13 protein-coding genes and 5 pseudogenes are annotated in these 18,917 nt (G+C 65.2%); 8 read left to right on the plus strand and 10 right to left on the minus strand.

Features of this window, described 5'->3' with window-relative positions; genetic code table 11:
- Positions 1-43: 43 nt before the first annotated feature.
- On the minus strand, positions 44-2,011 hold the full coding sequence (locus ALC15_RS08715; RefSeq protein ID WP_050626874.1) for a methyl-accepting chemotaxis protein: 1,968 nt from the start codon (positions 2,009-2,011) through the stop codon (positions 44-46).
- 273 nt (positions 2,012-2,284) lie between these two features.
- Between ALC15_RS08715 and ALC15_RS08720 the strand changes: the two genes are divergently transcribed.
- Both ALC15_RS08720 and ALC15_RS08725 read left to right on the plus strand, forming a co-directional pair.
- Positions 2,285-2,899: a TetR/AcrR family transcriptional regulator gene (locus ALC15_RS08720; RefSeq protein WP_050626875.1), complete on the plus strand. Its 615-nt coding sequence runs from the start codon at positions 2,285-2,287 to the stop codon at positions 2,897-2,899.
- Positions 2,900-2,970: 71 nt separating this feature from the next.
- Positions 2,971-3,831 carry a DMT family transporter gene (locus ALC15_RS08725; protein ID WP_050626876.1) on the plus strand — a complete coding sequence of 287 codons (861 nt, stop codon included), beginning with the start codon at positions 2,971-2,973 and terminating at the stop codon, positions 3,829-3,831.
- 26 nt (positions 3,832-3,857) lie between these two features.
- Here ALC15_RS08725 and ALC15_RS08730 read toward each other — a convergent pair whose 3' ends face one another.
- The 4 genes and pseudogenes from ALC15_RS08730 to lepA all read right to left on the minus strand — a co-directional run bounded on the left by ALC15_RS08730 (position 3,858) and on the right by lepA (position 8,895).
- Positions 3,858-5,030, minus strand: a complete 1,173-nt coding sequence (locus ALC15_RS08730; RefSeq protein WP_050626877.1) for an acyl-CoA dehydrogenase family protein — start codon at positions 5,028-5,030, stop codon at positions 3,858-3,860.
- A gap of 141 nt (positions 5,031-5,171) precedes the next feature.
- Entirely contained in the window at positions 5,172-6,398 is a 1,227-nt protein-coding gene (locus ALC15_RS08735; RefSeq protein ID WP_050626878.1) for an MFS transporter, read from the minus strand.
- Positions 6,399-6,649: 251 nt separating this feature from the next.
- Positions 6,650-6,985 (minus strand): hypothetical protein, encoded by a 336-nt coding sequence (locus tag ALC15_RS08740; RefSeq protein WP_050626879.1) that lies wholly within the window; start codon positions 6,983-6,985, stop codon positions 6,650-6,652.
- Positions 6,986-7,084: 99 nt separating this feature from the next.
- Positions 7,085-8,895, minus strand: a pseudogene (gene lepA / locus ALC15_RS08745) (translation elongation factor 4).
- 161 nt (positions 8,896-9,056) lie between these two features.
- On the opposite strand from lepA, the pseudogene ALC15_RS47855 reads away from it, so the two are divergent.
- The 3 genes and pseudogenes from ALC15_RS47855 to ALC15_RS08760 all read left to right on the plus strand — a co-directional run bounded on the left by ALC15_RS47855 (position 9,057) and on the right by ALC15_RS08760 (position 12,977).
- Positions 9,057-10,426: pseudogene (locus ALC15_RS47855) on the plus strand (YARHG domain-containing protein).
- On the plus strand, positions 10,427-11,194 hold the full coding sequence (locus ALC15_RS44765) for a M15 family metallopeptidase (RefSeq protein ID WP_050626880.1): 768 nt from the start codon (positions 10,427-10,429) through the stop codon (positions 11,192-11,194).
- Positions 11,195-11,364: 170 nt separating this feature from the next.
- Positions 11,365-12,977, plus strand: a pseudogene (locus ALC15_RS08760) (glycosyltransferase family 39 protein).
- A 167-nt stretch (positions 12,978-13,144) separates the two neighbouring features.
- Here ALC15_RS08760 and ALC15_RS08765 read toward each other — a convergent pair.
- The 5 genes and pseudogenes from ALC15_RS08765 to ALC15_RS08785 form a co-directional block, all read right to left on the minus strand.
- Positions 13,145-13,471, minus strand: coding sequence for an HPr family phosphocarrier protein (locus ALC15_RS08765; RefSeq protein WP_050626881.1), 327 nt, complete (start codon positions 13,469-13,471; stop codon positions 13,145-13,147).
- Positions 13,468-13,869: a PTS sugar transporter subunit IIA gene (locus ALC15_RS08770; protein ID WP_021076632.1), complete on the minus strand. Its 402-nt coding sequence runs from the start codon at positions 13,867-13,869 to the stop codon at positions 13,468-13,470. Before ALC15_RS08770 ends, ALC15_RS08765 begins: the two co-directional genes overlap by 4 nt.
- Before the next feature lie 214 nt (positions 13,870-14,083).
- Positions 14,084-14,523, minus strand: a pseudogene (locus ALC15_RS41725) (HPr kinase/phosphorylase).
- Positions 14,520-16,324: pseudogene (locus tag ALC15_RS08780) on the minus strand (stimulus-sensing domain-containing protein). The pseudogenes ALC15_RS41725 and ALC15_RS08780 overlap by 4 nt, the downstream one beginning before the upstream one ends.
- 110 nt (positions 16,325-16,434) lie before the next feature.
- A complete protein-coding gene (locus tag ALC15_RS08785) occupies positions 16,435-17,136 on the minus strand; it encodes a response regulator transcription factor (RefSeq protein WP_016843287.1) in 702 nt (233 codons plus the stop codon).
- Positions 17,137-17,376: 240 nt separating this feature from the next.
- Here ALC15_RS08785 and ALC15_RS08790 point away from each other — a divergent pair, with 240 nt between their 5' ends.
- The 3 genes from ALC15_RS08790 (at position 17,377) to ALC15_RS43235 (ending at position 18,830) form a co-directional block, all read left to right on the plus strand.
- Entirely contained in the window at positions 17,377-18,111 is a 735-nt protein-coding gene (locus tag ALC15_RS08790) for a HugZ family pyridoxamine 5'-phosphate oxidase (protein WP_050626883.1), read from the plus strand.
- A gap of 151 nt (positions 18,112-18,262) precedes the next feature.
- Positions 18,263-18,475 carry a hypothetical protein gene (locus ALC15_RS43230; RefSeq protein WP_128089479.1) on the plus strand — a complete coding sequence of 71 codons (213 nt, stop codon included), beginning with the start codon at positions 18,263-18,265 and terminating at the stop codon, positions 18,473-18,475.
- Positions 18,462-18,830 carry a hypothetical protein gene (locus tag ALC15_RS43235; protein ID WP_128089480.1) on the plus strand — a complete coding sequence of 123 codons (369 nt, stop codon included), beginning with the start codon at positions 18,462-18,464 and terminating at the stop codon, positions 18,828-18,830. Before ALC15_RS43230 ends, ALC15_RS43235 begins: the two co-directional genes overlap by 14 nt.
- Positions 18,831-18,917 lie beyond the last annotated feature (87 nt).

Genomic DNA, 18,917 nt, shown 5'->3' on the forward strand with positions numbered 1-18,917 from the left:
TAGAGCGCCATCAGCGACACCACGACGTCGCCGGGTCCATCGCTCAGGCCGCGTTGCGCAGTCCGGCGAGGAATGTATCGACGCTATGCGAAAGCGCGGAGGCGTGATCGCCGAGCTGGCCTGATGTATCCAGCACGGTGCCGGTGAGCGCCCGCGATTGGCCGGCGGCCTGGCTCGCGCCCGCGATATTGGCGGAGACCTCGACGGTCCCGGAGGAGGCCTGCTGCACGCTGCGGGCGATCTCCCGCGTCGCCGAATCCTGCTGCTCGACGGCGGCCGCGATCGCGGTGGCGATGCCGGAGATCTCGCGGATGGTCCCGCTGATGTCGCCGATCGCGCTGACGCAATTGCCGGTGGCCGACTGGATCGCGCCGACCTGGCCGGCGATCTCGTCGGTCGCCTTCGCGGTCTGGCTCGCCAGTTCCTTCACCTCTGACGCGACCACGGCGAAGCCGCGACCGGCCTCGCCGGCGCGCGCGGCCTCGATGGTGGCGTTGAGCGCCAGCAGATTGGTCTGGCTCGCGATCGCGCTGATCAGGCGCAGCACGTCGCCGATCTTCTCGGCGGATGCGGCAAGGCTCGTCACCATCTCGGTGGTTTCCATCGCCTTGGCCACCGCATTGTCGGCGACGCGGCTGGAATGGGTGACCTGGCGGCCGATCTCGGTTATCGAGGACGCCAGCTCCTCGGTTGCGGCGGCGACCGCGTTGACGCTGGCCGACGCCTCCTCGGACGCGGCGGCTGCCGCCGCGGTCCGTTCCGAGGTGCCGTTGACGCTGGTGGTGATCTCGCCTACGACGCGCTGCATGTCGCCCGACGAGCGCGCGACGGCGGCGACCATGCCCTTGACGTCGGCTTCGAAGCGGTCAGCCATCTGCCGCTGCAGCGCCTGCTTGTCGGCCGCAGCCTTCACCTTGTCGGCTTCCTGCGCATCGCGCAGCGACGAGGTTTCGAGCATGCTGCGGCGGAACACATCGACGGCCTTCGCCATCGTGCCGAGCTCGTCGCGGCGCTCGCTGCCGGGGATCGTGACGCTGGTGTCGCCGCTGGACAGGCGGTTCATGACCGCGGTGATCGCGATGAGCGGCCGTGACAGGCCGCGGCCGAGCAGGAATGCGAGCAGCACGGCTGCGGCCAGGATCGCGACCACGCCGAGGATCAGATTGCGCTGCGCGCTCGCCGCCGCGGCTGCATAGTCGCTGGTGTCCTTGATGATCTCGAGCACGGCGACCGGTTCGCCGGCATAGTTCTTGATCTGGCCGAGATAGAGCTCGACCGCATGGCCGTCGAGAACAGCGTCGCGCAGCACGGCGGCACCGCTCATCACGCTCTTGAGCTCGTCCTGGGTCGCGACCGCGGTGTCGCCGAAGGTCGAGGACAGCCGCTTGAAGCCCTGGCCGTCGAACGAATGCACCGCGAGGTCGATGCCGAAGCGCTTCTTGGCGCGGTCGACGAATTCCTTGCCGAAGGCGACGCCGATGTCGACGTTGCCCAGGGTCTTGCCGTCGCGCATGACCGGGGTCATGCCGAAGATCGAAAGCGCCTCGCGGCCCGGCTCGACGCCGACGATTGGTTTGCCGGCCTTGATCGATTCCACCACCGTGGTGCGCCGCGTCGAGGCGTCGTCGCCGAAGGTTTTCGGCGCGTGGACCCGGTAGAAGCTCGTCGCCGGGGCCTGCCAGAACGAGATCAGCGGGATGCCCTGCGCCTTGATCGACGCCCAGGGAGCGCCGAGCAGCTTGCCGAGCCCATCGCGATCGCCCTTGGCGATGGCATCCTCGACCGGCGGCAGGGCGGCGATGGCTGCCGAGACTGCAAGCGCAGTGCGGCCTTCATAGTCGATCGCCGCAATGACGCTGTCATATTGCAGCTTGAGCTGCTGATCGAGCGCGAGCCGGGTCAGTGCGCGCTGCTGGCTGATCGAGAAGCCGCCGAGGATGGCGCAGGCGACTGCGACGGTCAGTGAAATCGCCAGGATCAGGCGGGCGGCAATCGATCGAAGCGTGAACATGGGACCAGCGGAACTCCAGGCATTAGCGCCGTCCGCAAACTCCCAGAAAAAGCTTAACAACCGGATGTTGCGCCGCCGAAAATTCGCGCCGGACCATCGTCGCCGGTGCCTACTTTCGTACCATGCGCTGAAGCATGATCCGGGAAAGTGCCAAGCGGTTCTCCGCAAGGTGCTTCGGGAGAACAAGCGGACATCGCGAACCTGCGTTGAAATTGGTCGAGCAGGTCCAAAGCGGCTGCTTGATTTAAAGACCGTTTGGTCTATATTTCTCTGATGAACAACCGAACCTCGGCGCCATTGCCCCGCGGTCGCCCGCGGAGTTTCGATGAGGACGCCGCCGTCGAACGTGCGATGGGCGTGTTCTGGTCGCGCGGCTATCACGCCACGGCGCTGCCAGACCTGCTTCGTGCGACGAAGCTCTCGCGTGGCAGCCTTTACGCTGCTTTCGGCGACAAGCACTCGCTGTTCCTGCGCGCGCTCGACTGTTACATCGACGATGCCGTGACACGGATAGATATCGAGCTTGACCCTCGCAAGGATCCGGTGGACGGCCTGCGCGCCTACCTTGCTGGATATGTTGACCGCACCAGCGGCGCCCATGGTCGGCGCGGATGTCTGGTGATCGCCACAACCATGGAACTGGCCGGCCACGACGCTGACGTTAATCGCCGCATCGCGAGCTTCTTCAAAGTCATGGAGGTGCGGGTGGCGGATGCACTTTCCCGCGCGAAGGTGGCGGGCAAGTTGGCCGACGGTGTCGACCCTGCAATTGCTGCCCGCATTCTCGTCTGTTTCGTTGAAGGGCTGCGCGTGATCAGCAAGACGGCGCCGACGGGCGCCATAACGCACGCCGCCGCCGACGCTCTGCTCGATCGTTTCATCAGGTAGGCAAATCCACCGCCCGTTCTCGCAATCGGCTCGCCGATATATGGACCAATCGGTCGTTAAAGGAGAATACCATGTCCGCGATCCAGATTGTTTGCGCGGTGGCCGTTCCCCTGTTGTGGGGTTATCAGTTCGTGGTCATCAAAGTGGGCGTTACGGAGTTTCCGCCGTTCTTCTTCCTTGCGCTGCGTTTCCTCGCCACCGCGCTCCTGCTCATTCCGTTCGTCAAAAAGCCCACGCGTGAACAGTTGCGTCCTATCGCAGCTATCTCGTTCTTTCTCGGTGGACTGAATTTCGGGCTCTTCTACGTGGGTCTTGGGCTCGGCTCAGGAAGCATGACGGCTGTTGCATATCTGCTCTCCACGCCCTTCATGGTCCTGTTGGCGTGGCCGCTGCTTGCGGAGAGGCCGTCTCTCACGACCGTCTCGGGAGTAGCGCTTGCATTCGCCGGCGTCTTTGTGTTGAGGGCGGAGCCCGGCCTGTCGGCAAACGGGCTGCCACTGCTGCTGGTGATCGGAGCTGCCTTCGCGTTCGCGGTATCCAACGTCCTGACGAAACGCTACGGCCCTTTTGACCCCTTGATGTTGATGGGGTGGTCGTCGCTGTTCACGGTGCCGCAGGTGATGCTGATGTCGTTGCTGCTTGAATATGGACAACTGGCGAGCCTCGTTGCTGCGGATGAACGTGGCTGGCTGGCACTCGCCTACACAATTTTCATCGGAGGGATTGTCGGATTTGGCCTTTGGTTCTGGCTGATCGCTCGCTGCTCCATGGGGCGGGTCGCCCCGTTCAGTCTGCTCCTGCCGGTGTTCGCCCTCATGTCGAGCGCATTGTTCCTTGGCGAGCCGATGACTCCGAAGTTGATTATTGGTGCGCTGCTGGCGATCTCTGGTGTTGCCTTGACACAGTTTAGGCCGAGCGCTCGAACGATTTGAGCACGCGCCCCGGTTCAAATCTGACTTCAGCGCGCCGTCGGCGGGGCTGCGAGATTGCCCGACAGGATCGCCTTGCCGGCATCCTCATACTGGGTGTCGCGGGCCTGGATCTGCTGCGCGATCGCGTGCATGTCACGAAACCTTCGCTCGAACGGATTCTTGGCGAACACCGCGGTGGCCCCCGAAATGTGATAGGCGATGTCGACCACGGAGGCCGACTGGTGGATGGTCCAGGTCGAGGCGATGCGGATCGCGATGCGGTGCGCCTCGGTGATGGGACCGCCGCTCGCAAGATCGCTCCAGACGTCGTGTGCGGTTGCGTACAGATAGGCGCGCGCGGCGCGCAGGCTGGCCTCGGTGCGGCCGATCTGGCCCTGCACCGCGTTGTTGTCGCGCATCGCTTTCAGGCCTTGCGGAGTCTTGCCCCGCGCGAGCTCGGTCGCCGCATCCAGCGTCGCGCGGGCGACGCCGAGCGCGGTCGCCGCAAAGCCCATGCTGAACACCATGTTGGTGGTGAGCTTGTAGAGCGGCCCTCCCTCGCGGCACGCGCCGGGATCGTCGCGCAGTGCGGCGAATTTCTCCGGGATGAAGAGGTTGTCGACCGAATAGGAATCGGTGCCGGTGCCTTTGAGGCCGATCACGTCCCAGACGTCGTACATCACAGCTGACGACATCGGGAACAAGATGGTGCGAATCTCCGGCGAGCCGTCGGTCTTCTTGCGCGGAGAACCGTCGGCCTCGACGACACGGACATGGGCGCCGAGCCAGCTCGCCTGCCGCGAGCCCGAGGCGAAATCCCAGCGCGCGCTGGCGCGGTAGCCGCCGGGCTCGGCACGGACCTCATGCGCGATTGCGCCCCAGGCCAGGATGCCGGGCGCGGTGTTGAAGATCTCATTGGCCACGTCGGGCTCGAGATAGGCCGCGGTCATCGCGCAGACGCTGCACTGGCCGAGGCACCAGGCGGTCGACGCATCGGCCTTGGCGATCTCCTCCTGCATCTGCATGAAGGCGTCCAGCGTCGCCTCGGCGCCGCCGAAGCGCTTCGGCAGCAGCGCGCGATACAGCCCGTTCTCGACCAGCGCCGCGGTGACGGACGGCGTCAGCCGCCGGGTCCGTTCGATCTCGTCGGCTTCGGCAATGATCAGCGGCGCCAGCGCGCGTGCCCGCTCGACAAGGTCTACTCCCTGCGGCCTGTTCATGCTTTTCCTCGGCCCGTTCTGACATTCTTGTTGAGGGCGCACGATGGTGACCCATCCGGCAGGGGAGGGCAAGGCGGGACGGCGCCGATGCAGATCAGCTATCCGTCACTGATGACGCGAGCGCGGCGAACGCATCGGCGCTCAGGCGGCGGCGCGGCCGAGATCGAGCGAGGGCCGGCGCTTGGTCGAGAAGCTCAGCGCGACGGCGACCGCGGCGAGGCCGATCGCGAAGGAACCGGCGTGCAGCCATGTGTAGCCATGGAACGTGTCGAACACGTAGCCACCGGCCCACGGCCCGAGCGCCATGCCGAGGCTCGCAAAGGCCGACACCGCGCCGAACACCGTGCCCATGATGCGCGCGCCGAAGAACTCGCGCACCAGCACGGCGTAGAGCGGCATCACGCCGCCATAGGCGAGGCCGAACACGACCGACAGTGCGTAGAACTCGCCGAGCTGCGCCACCGCGAGATACGTCGCGATCGACAGCGCCTGCACCAGGAGGCCGCCGACCAAAACCGGCTTGGCGCCGAGCCGATCCGCCAGCACGCCGAGCAGCAGACGCCCGCCGAGCCCGGAGAAGCCGGCGAGGCTGTAGACGGTCACCGCGGTGAGCGGCGCGATGCCGCAGACCATGGCGTAGGACACCATGTGGAAGATCGGCCCCGAATGCGCCGCGCAGCAAGCGAAATGCGCGAGCGCCAGCGTGATGAACTGCGGCGTGCGCAGCGCCTGCGCCACGGTCCATTCGGTTTGCGGCGCGCTCGCACCCGCTGGGATCGCAACGTTCGTTCCCTGCGGTGCCGGGCGCACCAGGAACGATGCGGGGATCAACAGCGCCCAGGCGGCGATGCCGATCACGAGCATCGCAAAGCGCCAGTCATAGGCCGTGATCAGCCAGCTCGCCGAGGGTGCGACGGTGACGGGCGAGACGCCCATGCCGGCCGACACCAGTGCGACGGCGAGGCTGCGATGCTTGTCGATCCAGGCGCTGGCGAGCGCCATCATCGGCGCATAGAAGCTGCCGGCGGCGATCCCGATCAGCACGCCGAAGCAGAGCTGGAATTGCCACAGGGTCTGCGCGTAGCTTGCGGTCACGAGGCCAAGCCCGAGCAGCAGGCTGCCGGCCAGCACCACGATGCGGGTGCCGAAGCGATCGGACAGCGCGCCCCAGGCGAACGCCGCAAAACCCATGCAGAGGAAGTCCAGCGTCGCCGCCGCCGATACGCCGGCGCGCGACCAGCCCATCGCATCCGAGATCGGTTGCAGGAACACGGCGAGCGACAGCATGGTGCCGAAGCCGACGCAGGTCATCAGCGCGCCCGCGCCGACGACGACCCAGCCATAATCGAACCGAGCGGCCTTGCTCATGCGTTTCCCCGGCGCTGTTGTCTTTTGTGGTGCGCGCAGGGGGATGGTGGCCTATCCGGGGTCCAGGGGCAATATGACGGGCAACATGCCTCTTATTCCGGGATCAGTGGATTGTGAGTTGCGTGCGCGAGATGTCGCAGCGACGCGCGGCTAAAGCGGGATGAGATTGGGCTAGATCGCCATCGCGCTTTAGCTTGTTGTTTAAGCATGATCTTTCCGGAAAACCGCTTCGCGCTTGTCCGGATCATGCTCTACCCGCACTGCCAGGCGCGCCCGATCGGTGTCCAGACCCAGCACGGGCCGTAGCTGCCGCCATTGTAGCGGCCTCCGCCATGGAATCCGGGGCGGCCGAAGTAATGCCAGTCCCCGCCATACCAATATTGCGGCGAATAGTCCGGGTAGCCGCGGGTGGCGCCGCGCGGGCCGAGCACCGGAATGGTCTGATTGGGCGGCTGCCGATAGCCGGGCAGGAAGCCATAGCCATGCCAGCGGGTAGAGCCGTGCCGCTTCTTCGAGGAGGCGGCCGAGCTCAGGTCCGGCTGCAGCAGTGCGAGGATGACGACGAGGAGAGACAAAATGCGCAACATGACCGGAGCTTAGTCGGCGCGCCGCGCCGTGGCGATTCAAATCATGGTGCGTTTTGTTGCTGGGACAAGAACCGGCAAAGGTGCGCCGGCGCCGTCGCCTCAGCTGTCCACCTTGAGTGCGGCGATGAAGGCTTCCTGCGGAATGTCGACCTTGCCGAATTGCCGCATCTTCTTCTTGCCTTCCTTCTGCTTCTCCAGAAGCTTGCGTTTGCGCGTGATGTCGCCGCCGTAGCACTTCGCGGTGACGTCCTTGCGCAGCGCGCGGACGGTTTCGCGCGCGATCACCTTGCCGCCGATCGCCGCCTGGATCGGGATCTGGAACATGTGCGGCGGGATCAGCTCCTTCATCTTCTCGACCATGGCGCGGCCGCGGCCTTCGGCGCGGGTCCGATGCACCAGCATCGACAGCGCGTCGACCGGCTCGGCGTTGACCAGGATCTGCATCTTGACCAGGTCCGCCGGCTTGTAGTCGGTCAGGTGATAGTCGAACGAGGCGTAGCCCTTGGAGACCGACTTCAGGCGATCGTAGAAATCGAACACCACCTCGTTGAGCGGCAGATCGTATTTCACCATCGCGCGGGAGCGACGTAGGTGAGCTCCTTCTGCGCGCCGCGGCGGTCCTGGCACAGCTTCAGCACGCTGCCGAGATATTCGTCGGGGGTGAGGATCGTCGCCTCGATCCACGGCTCCTCGATCTCGGCGATCTTGACCACGTCGGGCATGTCGACCGGGTTGTGGATCTCGAGCTCGGTGCCGTCGGTCAGCTTCATCTTGTAGATGACGCTCGGCGCGGTCGCGATCAAATTGAGATCGAATTCGCGCGACAGCCGCTCCTGGATGATCTCCAGATGCAGCAGTCCGAGGAAGCCGCAGCGGAAGCCGAAGCCGAGCGCGGCCGAGGTTTCCATCTCGAAGGAGAAGCTGGCGTCGTTCAAACGCAGCTTGCCCATCGCGGCGCGCAGCGTCTCGAAATCGTCGGCATCGACCGGGAACAAGCCGCAGAACACGACTGGAATGGCCGGCTTGAAGCCCGGTAGCATTTCGGTGACCGGCTTCCGGTCGTCGGTGATGGTGTCGCCGACGCGGGTGTCGGCGACTTCCTTGATCGCCGCGGTGATGAAGCCGATCTCGCCGGGGCCGAGCTCATCGACCTGCTGCATCTTCGGCGTGAAGAAGCCGACCCGCTCGACGTCGTAGGCGGCGCCGGTGCCCATCATGCGGATGCGCTGGCCCTTCTTCATGGTGCCGTCAACGACGCGGATCAGGACGACGACGCCGAGATAGACGTCGTACCAGCTGTCGACCAGCAGCGCCTTCAGCGTCGCGTCGCGGTCGCCCTTCGGCGGCGGCAGGCGGGTGACGATCGCCTCCAGCACATCGGGCACGCCGACGCCGGTCTTGGCCGAGATCATCACCGCATCCGAGGCGTCGATCCCGATCACGTCCTCGATCTGCTGCTTGACCTTCTCGGGCTCGGCCGCAGGCAGGTCGACCTTGTTCAGGACCGGCACGATCTCGTGATTATTGTCGAGCGCCTGGTAGACGTTGGCGAGCGTCTGCGCCTCGACGCCCTGGCTGGCGTCGACCACGAGCAGGGAACCCTCGCAGGCCGCCAGCGACCGCGAGACCTCGTAGGCGAAGTCGACATGGCCGGGCGTGTCCATCAAATTGAAGATGTAATCGTTGCCGTCCTTGGCGCGGTAGTTGAGGCGCACGGTCTGCGCCTTGATGGTGATGCCGCGCTCGCGCTCGATATCCATCGAATCGAGCACCTGCTCCTTGCCCGCCATTTCACGATCCGACAGGCCGCCCGTCATCTGGATCAGGCGGTCGGCGAGGGTCGATTTGCCATGGTCGATATGGGCGACGATGGAGAAGTTGCGGATGTTGGAAATCGGGGCAGTTGTCATGGGGCGCGGGATAGCATCCGCACCCCCGCGCGGGCAACCATATTGCGGTATTTTGCAGGGGTGTGACGGCGAATCACGGGGGTGTCTCGGGCGGGGTTGCAATGATCGATTTCCGGGCATGTTTCTGCTAGGTCTGGCGGCCGAAATTCGTGGATTTGACGATGCGCTGGACCCTTCTCGCCGCCGGATTGCTCGCCATCTTGTTCGCGGCGCCCGCGGCCGCCGACAAGCGCGTTGCGCTGGTCGTCGGCAATTCGACCTATCAGAACGTGTCGCGGCTGCAGAACCCGAAGAACGATGCGCAGCTGGTGGCCGAGACGCTGCAGCGGCTGGGCTTCGCGCTGGTCGGCGGGCAGGCCCAGGTCGATCTGGACAAGGCCGGCTTCGATGGTGCGATCCAGCGCTTCGGCAGCCAGCTGATGGGCGCTGACGTTGCGCTGTTCTATTATGCCGGCCACGGCATCCAGGTGCGCGGCACGAATTATCTGGTGCCGGTGTCGGCGAACCCGACACGCGAGGCGGATGTCGATTTCCAGATGGTCGATGTCGGCCTCGTGCTGCGGCAGATGGAAGGGGCGGGCACGCGGCTCAACATCGTCATCCTCGATGCCTGCCGGAACAATCCGTTCGGCGGGCGCGGCTTGCGCGCCGCCGATGGCGGCCTCGCCCAGATCCGCGCCCCGGAGGGGACGCTGTTGTCCTACGCGACCCAGCCCGGCAACGTCGCGCTGGATGGCGATGACGGCCACAGCCCCTACACGCGGGCGCTGGTCGACACCATGCAGAAGCCCGGGCTCGACGTGCTCCAGGCATTCAACCAGGTCGGTCTCGTCGTCAAGCGCGCCACCGGCAGTGCGCAGCAGCCCTGGGTCTCGACCTCGCCGATCGACGGCTCGTTCTATTTCGCCGGCAACGCGGCGGCACAGGTCGCGACCGCCGATCCGCCGGCTACGGTGATCCCGCCGCAGCAAAGCCTGCCGCCGCCGAGTTCACCTCCGTCCGCGCCGCCGGTGGTGCGCACGCAATCGGACTTCATCATCCCTGACTCCGACAGCCGCCTGCTGTCGGAGAGCGATCTCAGGCGCTCAGCAAGGACGATCTGCGGATTGCCCGCAACGAGATCTTCGCGCGGCGCGGGCGCTACTTCAACGCGCCGGACCTCACCGCGCGGTTCAGCAGGTTCGCCTGGTACGTGCCCCGCTCATGGGATCCGCCGCTCAATGCGGTCGAGAGCGCCAATGTCGCGCTGATCGATCGCTTCGAATCCGGCGGCGCGGCACCAAGCGGTTTCATCTTCCCCGACTCCGACCGGCGTCTGCTGACGCCGGCCGATCTGCGGCGGCTGTCGCGGGACGAGTTGCGGATCGCGCGCAACGAGATCTTTGCCCGCAGGGGCCGCTATTTCGATTCCGTCGATCTCAAGGCGTATTTTTCGCGCTTTCCCTGGTATGCGCCGAACAGCTGGAATCCGAAGCTGAATGCGATCGAGGAGGCCAATGTGGCGCTGATCGATCAGGTCGGGAAACGCTGAATGGCCGCGCGAGGGACGGCCTGCATCGTTGCCGTGCTGGCGCTGCTGCCGCCGCTTGCGCACGCCCAGGGCAGAAGCGAGCTGCTCGATCGCCTGGTGCGCGCCTATCCCGATGCGCTCGCCACCCATGACGACACCACGATCACCTGGCGCGACGGCACGGTGATGCCGGTCGATGACGGCGCCTCCGACAAGCCGTTCGATCAGCTGCTGCGCAATGCATCGATCCTCGACCAGATGCGGCTGTCCTATCCGTCGGGGTCAGCCGGACCGCCAGCGGTGAATGCCGATCCTGGCCGCTTCCGCAACGAGGCCTTCTTCAAGAAGATGTATGGCGACTGCAACACGGCGGAGGTCCGGCGGAACCTGGTGACGATCACCTGGCTGTCGAAATCCTGGGGCAAGCCGGTTCAGGTCACCCGGGTTAACGGCGTCGCCGAACGGCTGAAGCAGGTTTCCGCCGAGATCGACGCACTCGACCCGGCGCTGCGCGCCGCGGCGTTTCCGATCGCGGGTGTGCTGTCTTGCCGCGCCGTCGCCGATACCGGGCGGATGAGCATGCATAGCTACGCCGCTGCGATCGACCTCAACCTGAAAGTCTCGGACTACTGGCTGTGGGCGGGCAAAGGCAAAACCATCCCCTACAAGAACCGGATGCCGCAAGAGATCGTCGACATCTTCGAGCGCCACGGCTTCATCTGGGGCGGCAAGTGGTATCACTACGATACCATGCATTTCGAGTACCGGCCCGAGCTTCTCGAAAAGTGACGGCGCGTTGGAGGCGTTCTCACGCCAAGCTGATTTCACTGGCCACAAAAACGCGCTAAAGCGCGCCGATGTGCTGGTGAGCGATCACTCATCGCACGTCCGTTTCCACTCGGTATGATCCCTCGGAAAGCCACGCTCCCCTTTTCCGGGTCATGCCTCAGGCACAGGCCATGTCGACCGCTTCCATTCTTCCTGCCGCCCGGCGCACCACCCGCAGGCTGACGATCCGGCGGATCGCGGCCTGGATCGCCTCGCGCGCCATCGATCCCCGGACCAGCCTGTGGTTCGTGATCGGCTTCGCACTGGTCCACGCGTTTCTCTGGACGCTTATCCTGGTCAAACTCAAGGCCGCGCAGGATGTCCATATGGACGTCGCGGAGGCCTATGCCTGGGGCCAGCGCTTCCTGCTCGGCTATGGCAAGCATCCGCCGCTGTCGGGCTGGATCGCCGGGGTCTGGTTCAGGATCTTCCCCGTCACCAACTGGTCGACCTATGCGCTTGCGATGGCAACCGTCAGCTTCGCGCTCGTGGTGTGCTGGCAGATTGCGCTGCGCGTCGTCGATCGCCGCCGTGCGTTCTTCATGGTGGTGATGCTCGCGCTCTACCCGATCTTCAATTTCAAGGGTTTCAAGTACAACGCCGACCTCGCGCAGCTGGTGCCGCTGCCGCTGTTGGTGCTGGCCTATCTGAACGCGTTCGAGAAGCGCAGCTTCAAGTCGGGCCTGTGGCTCGGCTTTGCCGGCATGCTGGCGCTGATGACCAAATACTGGGTGGTGACGATGATCGGCGCCATCGGGCTCGCTGCGCTGATCCACCCGCAGCGGACCCAGTTCCTGCGCTCGCCGGCACCCTGGGTTGCGATCGGCACGATGCTCGTGGCGATGATTCCGCACCTGGTGTGGCTCGAGGAGGTGAACTTCGTGCCGTTCACCTATGCCGGCGACGTCTACGCGCTGTCGAGCCGTGAGCTCAACGTCCAGCTCGTGATCGGCTATATCCTGCACAATCTCGGCCTGCTCGCGATTCCCGTCGTGCTGGGCCTCATCGCGCTGTTGCTGGGGTCAGTGCCGTGGCGGCCGTCGGACGTGCTGGCGCGGATCCGGTCGCGCGGACCCAATCCGGCCGTCAACCTTCCGCAGGCGCTCAACGTCTGGATCATCCAGTCGATCGTCGCGATCGGGCCGCCGCTCGGCGCGCTGGCATTCACCGTCTATATCAAGACCGATTGGGGTATCCCGCTGTTCTTCCTGGTGCCGCTTGCGCTGGTTGCGATCCCCTCGCTCAGATTCCCGCGCATGGCGTTGTTCTCGATCACGGCGGTCTGGTTCGTGGCCACGATCGCAACGCTGATCGCCGCGCCCTCGATCGCCACGCAGGAGGTCGCGTCCAACCGCATCGGCGCTCGACCTACGCCGCGCGCTCCGAGCTCGCGCGTGAGCTCACCCAGACCTGGCAGGCCAAATTCCATTCGCGCTGGGCCGTTGTCGTCGCGCGGTCGGACATCGGCGAGCCGATGACGTTCTACAGTCCGGATCATCCGGCCTCGCTGGTGCCGGGCGAAGCCTGGTCATCGGGGCTGACGTCGCTCGACGAAGCCAAACGTCTCGGCTTCATCGGCATCTGCGACACCACCGATCCGGTATTCCTGCAACCATGCGAGGCATGGATGGCCGAGCACGCCAAGGATGCCGAGCCGCTGGTGATGACCACCATGCGCTTCTTCAACGGCCATCCCGGTCCGTCCACGGCGTGGAAAGTCTATCTGGTGCCGCCGGCGAAGTAATCGTTTCCGGCTACTCGTGCCGCTTCCGTCATCCTGAGGTGCGAGCTCTTGCGAGCCTCGAAGGATGAATCGGCCGCCGCCCGGGCCGCGCATCCTTCGAGACGCGCTTCGCGCTCCTCAGGATGACCGGGAGAGGCTTTCGCTTAGCGTGGCGGCTGAGGATCGCCCTACGTGCCTTCCTCGTTGAACTTGCTGGCAACGAGTTCGGCGATGGCGTCGAGCGCCTGCTGTGCTTCTTCGCCTTTCGCGGAGACCACGACGGTGGTGCCGGGCCCGGCGGCCAGCATCATCAAGCCCATGATCGAGGTGCCGCCGACGGTCTCGCCGCCGCGCGTCACCCAGATTTCGGCGTTGAAGCGCTCGACCAGCTGGACGAACTTCGCCGATGCCCGCGCATGCAGGCCGCGCTTGTTGACGATCAAGAGTTCACGCGAAATGGTGCCCGCAGGCACGCCCGGGCCGACATGGTTTGCGCCCGGGGCCTCGTCGCTCATTTGCCTGCGAGAACGCGGCTGGCGATGGTGACGTATTTGCGGCCGGCTTCCTGCGCCATCGCGATCGCGTCGGGCAACGAACGCTCCTCGCGAACCTTGGCAAGCTTGACCAGCATGGGAAGATTGATGCCCGCGAGCACTTCCACCTTCGGGCGGCTCATGCAGGAGATCGCGAGATTCGACGGGGTGCCGCCGAACATGTCGGTGAGGATCGCAACGCCGTCGCCGCTATCGACGCGGTTCACCGCTTCGATGATGTCGCTTCGACAGAGATCGGAATCGTCCTCGGCCCCGATCGTAATTGCTTCAATTTGTTTCTGCGGACCCATAACGTGTTCGAGCGCCGCTCTGAACTCGTCGGCAAGGCGCCCATGGGTCACCAGCACTAGACCAATCATCGGAAACTCCTCGCGGGCGCCCTTTGGTGCACCGCACGAACGCGCCACTTTGACCATCCAGAGGCCCCGCGCAAGGGGGCATCTTGGCTAGTCTCCCGGTTCCTGGCGGTAGAGAGGGGAGGCTGCGCCGGCAAAATCCGACGCGATAGTGGATGTGATATGGTTACCAATTCCCTTCCCACAATTGGCCGCAAGATTACGGGAACATGAACTTTCAGGTTGTCGTCAGCGCGGCGACAACCAGCGGCAGGGGTTGGAAGCCCGCAGCTACAGGAATTCGCGGTATCAAAACACCATTAAGGCGAGTCTGAAGCGCCTCCGACGACGGCAGCCGCTCGGCGTCGTCGGCAGCAAGGTCGACGATCAGGCCGACCACGGCCTCGTCCGCGAACGGGCAATGGCGGATTCCGAGGCCTCGTATCTCGATCATACCGGCCAATTGCCGGGCCGGACGGACCCACAATTGTTCGCCGGCTGTGTCGAGATGGACACGGTCATCCCCCACCAAAATGGCCGGCGGGAGCGCTCCGGTGCGCCCGGCGAGAATCAGTTCGAAGGCGAGACGCGACTTGCCGCGCCCGACGGGCCGCGGATCAGCACCGCACGCTCGCCGACCAGAACGGCGGATGCGTGCACGCTTGAATTTTCGCTCATAGGGTCGGCAGCCTGACCACGAAACGAGCGCCGGCCACGGTTGGCTTGCCGTCTTCGTCCGCGGGGCCAGGGCGGTTCTCGGCCCAGATCCGTCCGCCATGCGCTTCGATGATCTGCTTGGAGATCGAAAGCCCAAGGCCGGAGTTCTGGCCGAAGCCTGGTGCGGCCGGTCGGTGTAGAAGCGCTCGAAGATCCGCTCCAGCGCATCTTCGCCGATACCGGGCCCGTCATCATCGACCACGATCTCGATCTCGCCGCGGGTGCGGCGGCAGACGATGCGCACCTTGTCACCCGGCTTGGAGAACGATTGCGCGTTCGACAGCAGGTTGGAGATCACCTGGCCGAGCCGGGAATCGTGGCCGGGCACCGAGAGCGTATCGGTCGGCCCGCGACCCTCGAAGCGGGCTTCGACGGCGACATCGTGGCCGAGCCGCGTCTCGTTGGCGACGCTGGTCAGCGTCGTCAGCAGCCGGCGCAGATCGACCGGCGCCATGTCCTGGCGCTGCAATTCGGCGTCGAGCCGGCTGGCGTCGGAGATGTCGGAGATCAGGCGGTCGAGCCGCTTGACGTCATGCTCGATCACCGCAAGCAGCCGCGCGCGGCTGTTCTCGTTGCGCGCCAAGGGCAGCGTCTCGACCGCCGAGCGTAGCGAGGTCAGCGGGTTCTTCAGCTCGTGGGCGACATCGGCGGCGAACATCTCGATCGCCTCGATCCGGCTGTACAGCGCGTTGGTCATGTCGCGCAACGCGCCGGAGAGATGGCCGATCTCGTCGCGGCGTCCGGTGAAGTCGGGAATCTCGACGCGGGTCTGGATGCGGTGACGGACGCGCTCGGCGCTTTCGGCGAGCCGCCGCACCGGGCCTGCGATCGTGCTCGCAAGCAGCAGCGACAGCATGATCATGACGGCGGACGCGACCCCGCCGATCTTGAGGATGGCGAGGCGCTCGGACATCACCAGCTGGTCGATGTCGTCGCCCTGCGTCGTCAGCATCAACGCGCCGCGCACGGCGCGGAAATGCTGCACCGGAACGGCAACCGACACGATGATCGCGCCGCGGTCGGTGACGCGCACGGCGCTGCCCTTCATGCCCTCAAGCGATTGCGCGACTTCGGAATAACCCTTGCCGCCTTCGGGGCCGAGCTCGCGGTAGATCGGCAGGTCGCCGCGGTTGAGCCAGGTCTTGATCGTGGCCTTGGTCTTCTCATACAGCGACGGCTTCTCGGACGGCGGCGGCAGTTCCATGCGCAGCACGTCGCCGCGCGCGAACAGATTGCGGCTGTCGAGGATCAGGCCGCCGTCGCGGTCGAAGATGCGGGCCCGCGTCTTGGTCGGCGCGATCAGGCGGCGCAGGATCGGCGCGACGCGCTCGGGATTGATCGGGAAGTCCGCCGATTCATCCGGCTGGCCGAAGCTCTCGCCGGGCTTGAGGTCGAGCAGCCGGTCGGGATCGATGGTGACGGTGTTGCCCTCGACGGTCGCGGACGCCGCGATCGCCTCCGAGATGATCTCGGCATAGACCAGCAGGCTCTGGGTGCGCGCCTCGATCAGGCCGGCGCGGAATTGCGACAGATAGAGGATGCTTGCGACCAGCGCGACGAGGCCGGCCAGGTTGAGCGAGACGATGCGGCGCGTCAGGCTCGAGAACGACAGCGCGAAGAAGAATTGACCGGCGCGGCGCAGCCAGCCGAGCGGCCGGCGCCAGCCCTTCTCCGCCAGATCGTCGGCCACGGCCTCGTGATCGAGGAGCTGTGACGCGTCCTCGGTGTTCAGTCCCTGCTCGAGCTGCGTTCGATCAAGCACTGGCAAAGCTGCCGGTTGGTATGGATGTCGTCCCGCGAAGCAGACAGTCGCCCGAGCTTACCCCAGCCGTGCGGAGCCTGTCAGTTAACAAGCCGCTCCGGATGCGCAGATCAGGCTTCCTTGAAGCGATAGCCGACGCCGTACAGCGTCTCGATCATCTCGAAGTCGTCGTCGACCACCTTGAACTTCTTGCGCAGCCGCTTGATGTGGCTGTCGATGGTGCGGTCGTCGACATAGACCTGGTCGTCATAGGCCGCGTCCATCAGCGCGTTGCGGCTCTTCACCACGCCGGGGCGGGTGGCGAGCGCCTGCAGGATCAGGAATTCGGTCACGGTCAGCGTCACCGGCTCGTTCTTCCAGGTGCAGGTATGGCGCTCCGGATCCATCCGCAGCAGGCCGCGGTCGAGCGCGCGGGCGTCCGGCTCCTTCGGCGCGGCGGTCGGATCCTTGGGCTGGCCGCGGCGGAGCACGGCCTTGACGCGTTCGACCAGCAGGCGCTGCGAGAACGGCTTGCGGATGAAATCGTCGGCGCCCATTTTCAAGCCGAACAATTCGTCGATCTCCTCATCCTTCGAGGTGAGGAAGATCACCGGCAGATCCGATTTCTGGCGCAGTCGGCGCAGCGTCTCCATGCCGTCCATGCGCGGCATCTTGATATCGAGGATCGCAAGGTCGGGCGGCGACGTGCGAAATCCATCCAGCGCCGACGCGCCGTCCGTGTAGGTCATGATGCGGTAGCCTTCGGCTTCAAGCGCGATCGAGACCGAAGTGAGAATGTTGCGGTCGTCGTCGACCAAGGCGATTGTGGGCATGAGCTGCTTTCACAATGAGAGTGGCTTAAACGGCGGGCACTCTGGCAACGCGCCGTGGAAATGGGCTTCGAACGCGGTCAACGAGCAATGCAAGCTGGGCTGAAGTGTGACCGAGTTCCGCAAAAATACGCTTCTGCGACCCATGCGATGGACCCCATATACCACCCTGAGATCATGAAAACAGGCCCTTTTTTCATCCGGAACCGGCCCGAATCGCCCTCAAAATGACCCGTTAGGCCCATGCAACCGACCGCCGACTTCGATCCTGCCCACCTTGCCCGCTCGCTGCTTCGCCGCAGCCGCCAGGGCGCGCTCGCCACGCTGATGGCCGGCTCCGGCGATCCCTATTGCTCCCTGGTCAACCTCGCCAGCCATCCGGACGGCTCGCCGATCCTGCTGATTTCCCGCCTGGCGCTGCACACGAAGAACATCCTGGCCGACAGCCGGGTGTCGCTGATGCTGGACGAGCGTGCCGAGGGCGATCCCTTGGAGGGCGCCCGGATCATGCTGGCGGGGAGGGCGGAAGAGGTCGCCGAGGCCGGGCGCGAGCTCGCCCAACGGCGCTATCTCGCTGCCCAGCCGTCGGCGGAAGCCTTTGTAGAATTTAAGGATTTTTCGTTCTTCGTGATCCGGCCAAGCGGCGCCCATCTGGTCGCCGGGTTCGGTCGCATCGTCGACCTCAAGCCCGCCCAGTTCCTGACCGATCTCGGCGGCGCCGAAGCGCTGCTGGAGGCCGAGCCTGGTGCGGTGGCGCACATGAACGAGGACCACCGCGAAGCCATGAACCTCTACGCCACGCGGCTGCTCGGCGCCGACAGTGCCGACTGGCTGTGCACCGGCTGCGATCCCCACGGCATGGACATGCAGGCCGGCCGCGCCACGCTGCGGTTGGATTTCCCCGAGCGGGTCAGCAACGGCACCGAGCTGCGCAAGATGCTGGTGCGGCTCGTCGGCGAAGCTCGCGCCAAGGGATAGCAAAGGGGATAGCAAGCGATCGGAAGGGATAGGCAGCACTCGCTGCCGACACCGGGGGCTGCGGCGCCCGGCGAGGCATCGTGTCGCATGCTGCGGCTCCCTGCGCCTTCGCTGAGGCGGAGTGCGGTGTCGCTGATAGCGCGATCATTTCGTGCCGGCCGTCACGTCATCGCTGATGGGTTCGGCGCGGGTGCGCGAATTTCCGTTGCTGCTGGATCGGAAAATCACCGGGATTGCGAGGCTCGCGGCGCGACGATGCGCGGGGCGTCAGGTGCTGATTGCGTTACCATCGATCGTGACGGCCAGCGATCTAGTTGCGCAACGTGCAAGACATTGCGGAACATTCGCCGATGCCGGGCATTGAAGTCACCCCGCTTCGACGACGGCATGTTGAGCTCAACCGAATGCTCGATGCCGAGCAGATGGTGCTATCCGCGTGCAACACGATCGTGGGCGACATGCTCGGCAGTGCAGCGCAGCGTCAACTCGCGGCAGTCCATTGCAACGACACATCCTCAGCGCGAAACGCATACCCGGCATTCCCCTTGCTTTATGCAGCGATCGGCGCACGCACACGCCGATCGCTGGCACTCTTTGTGCATCGCAAGGCCTTGTTCGTAGCGGGAAAGGCGACGAAACGTCGCCCGATCGGGGCGAAAACAATGCGAAAGCGAAAGCAAAGCGAAAGGGTTTCGCGCTGCGGTATTTGCGCCAGATGATGTACCCCTGTTGGAATGAACCAAAAGCCGTTCGACCGGCTTGGCAAGCCCGGCGATCCCCACTATTAGGTCGCCGGACCGGGGCCG

This window comes from Bradyrhizobium viridifuturi (assembly GCF_001238275.1).
In the GTDB taxonomy this organism is placed as follows: domain Bacteria; phylum Pseudomonadota; class Alphaproteobacteria; order Rhizobiales; family Xanthobacteraceae; genus Bradyrhizobium; species Bradyrhizobium viridifuturi.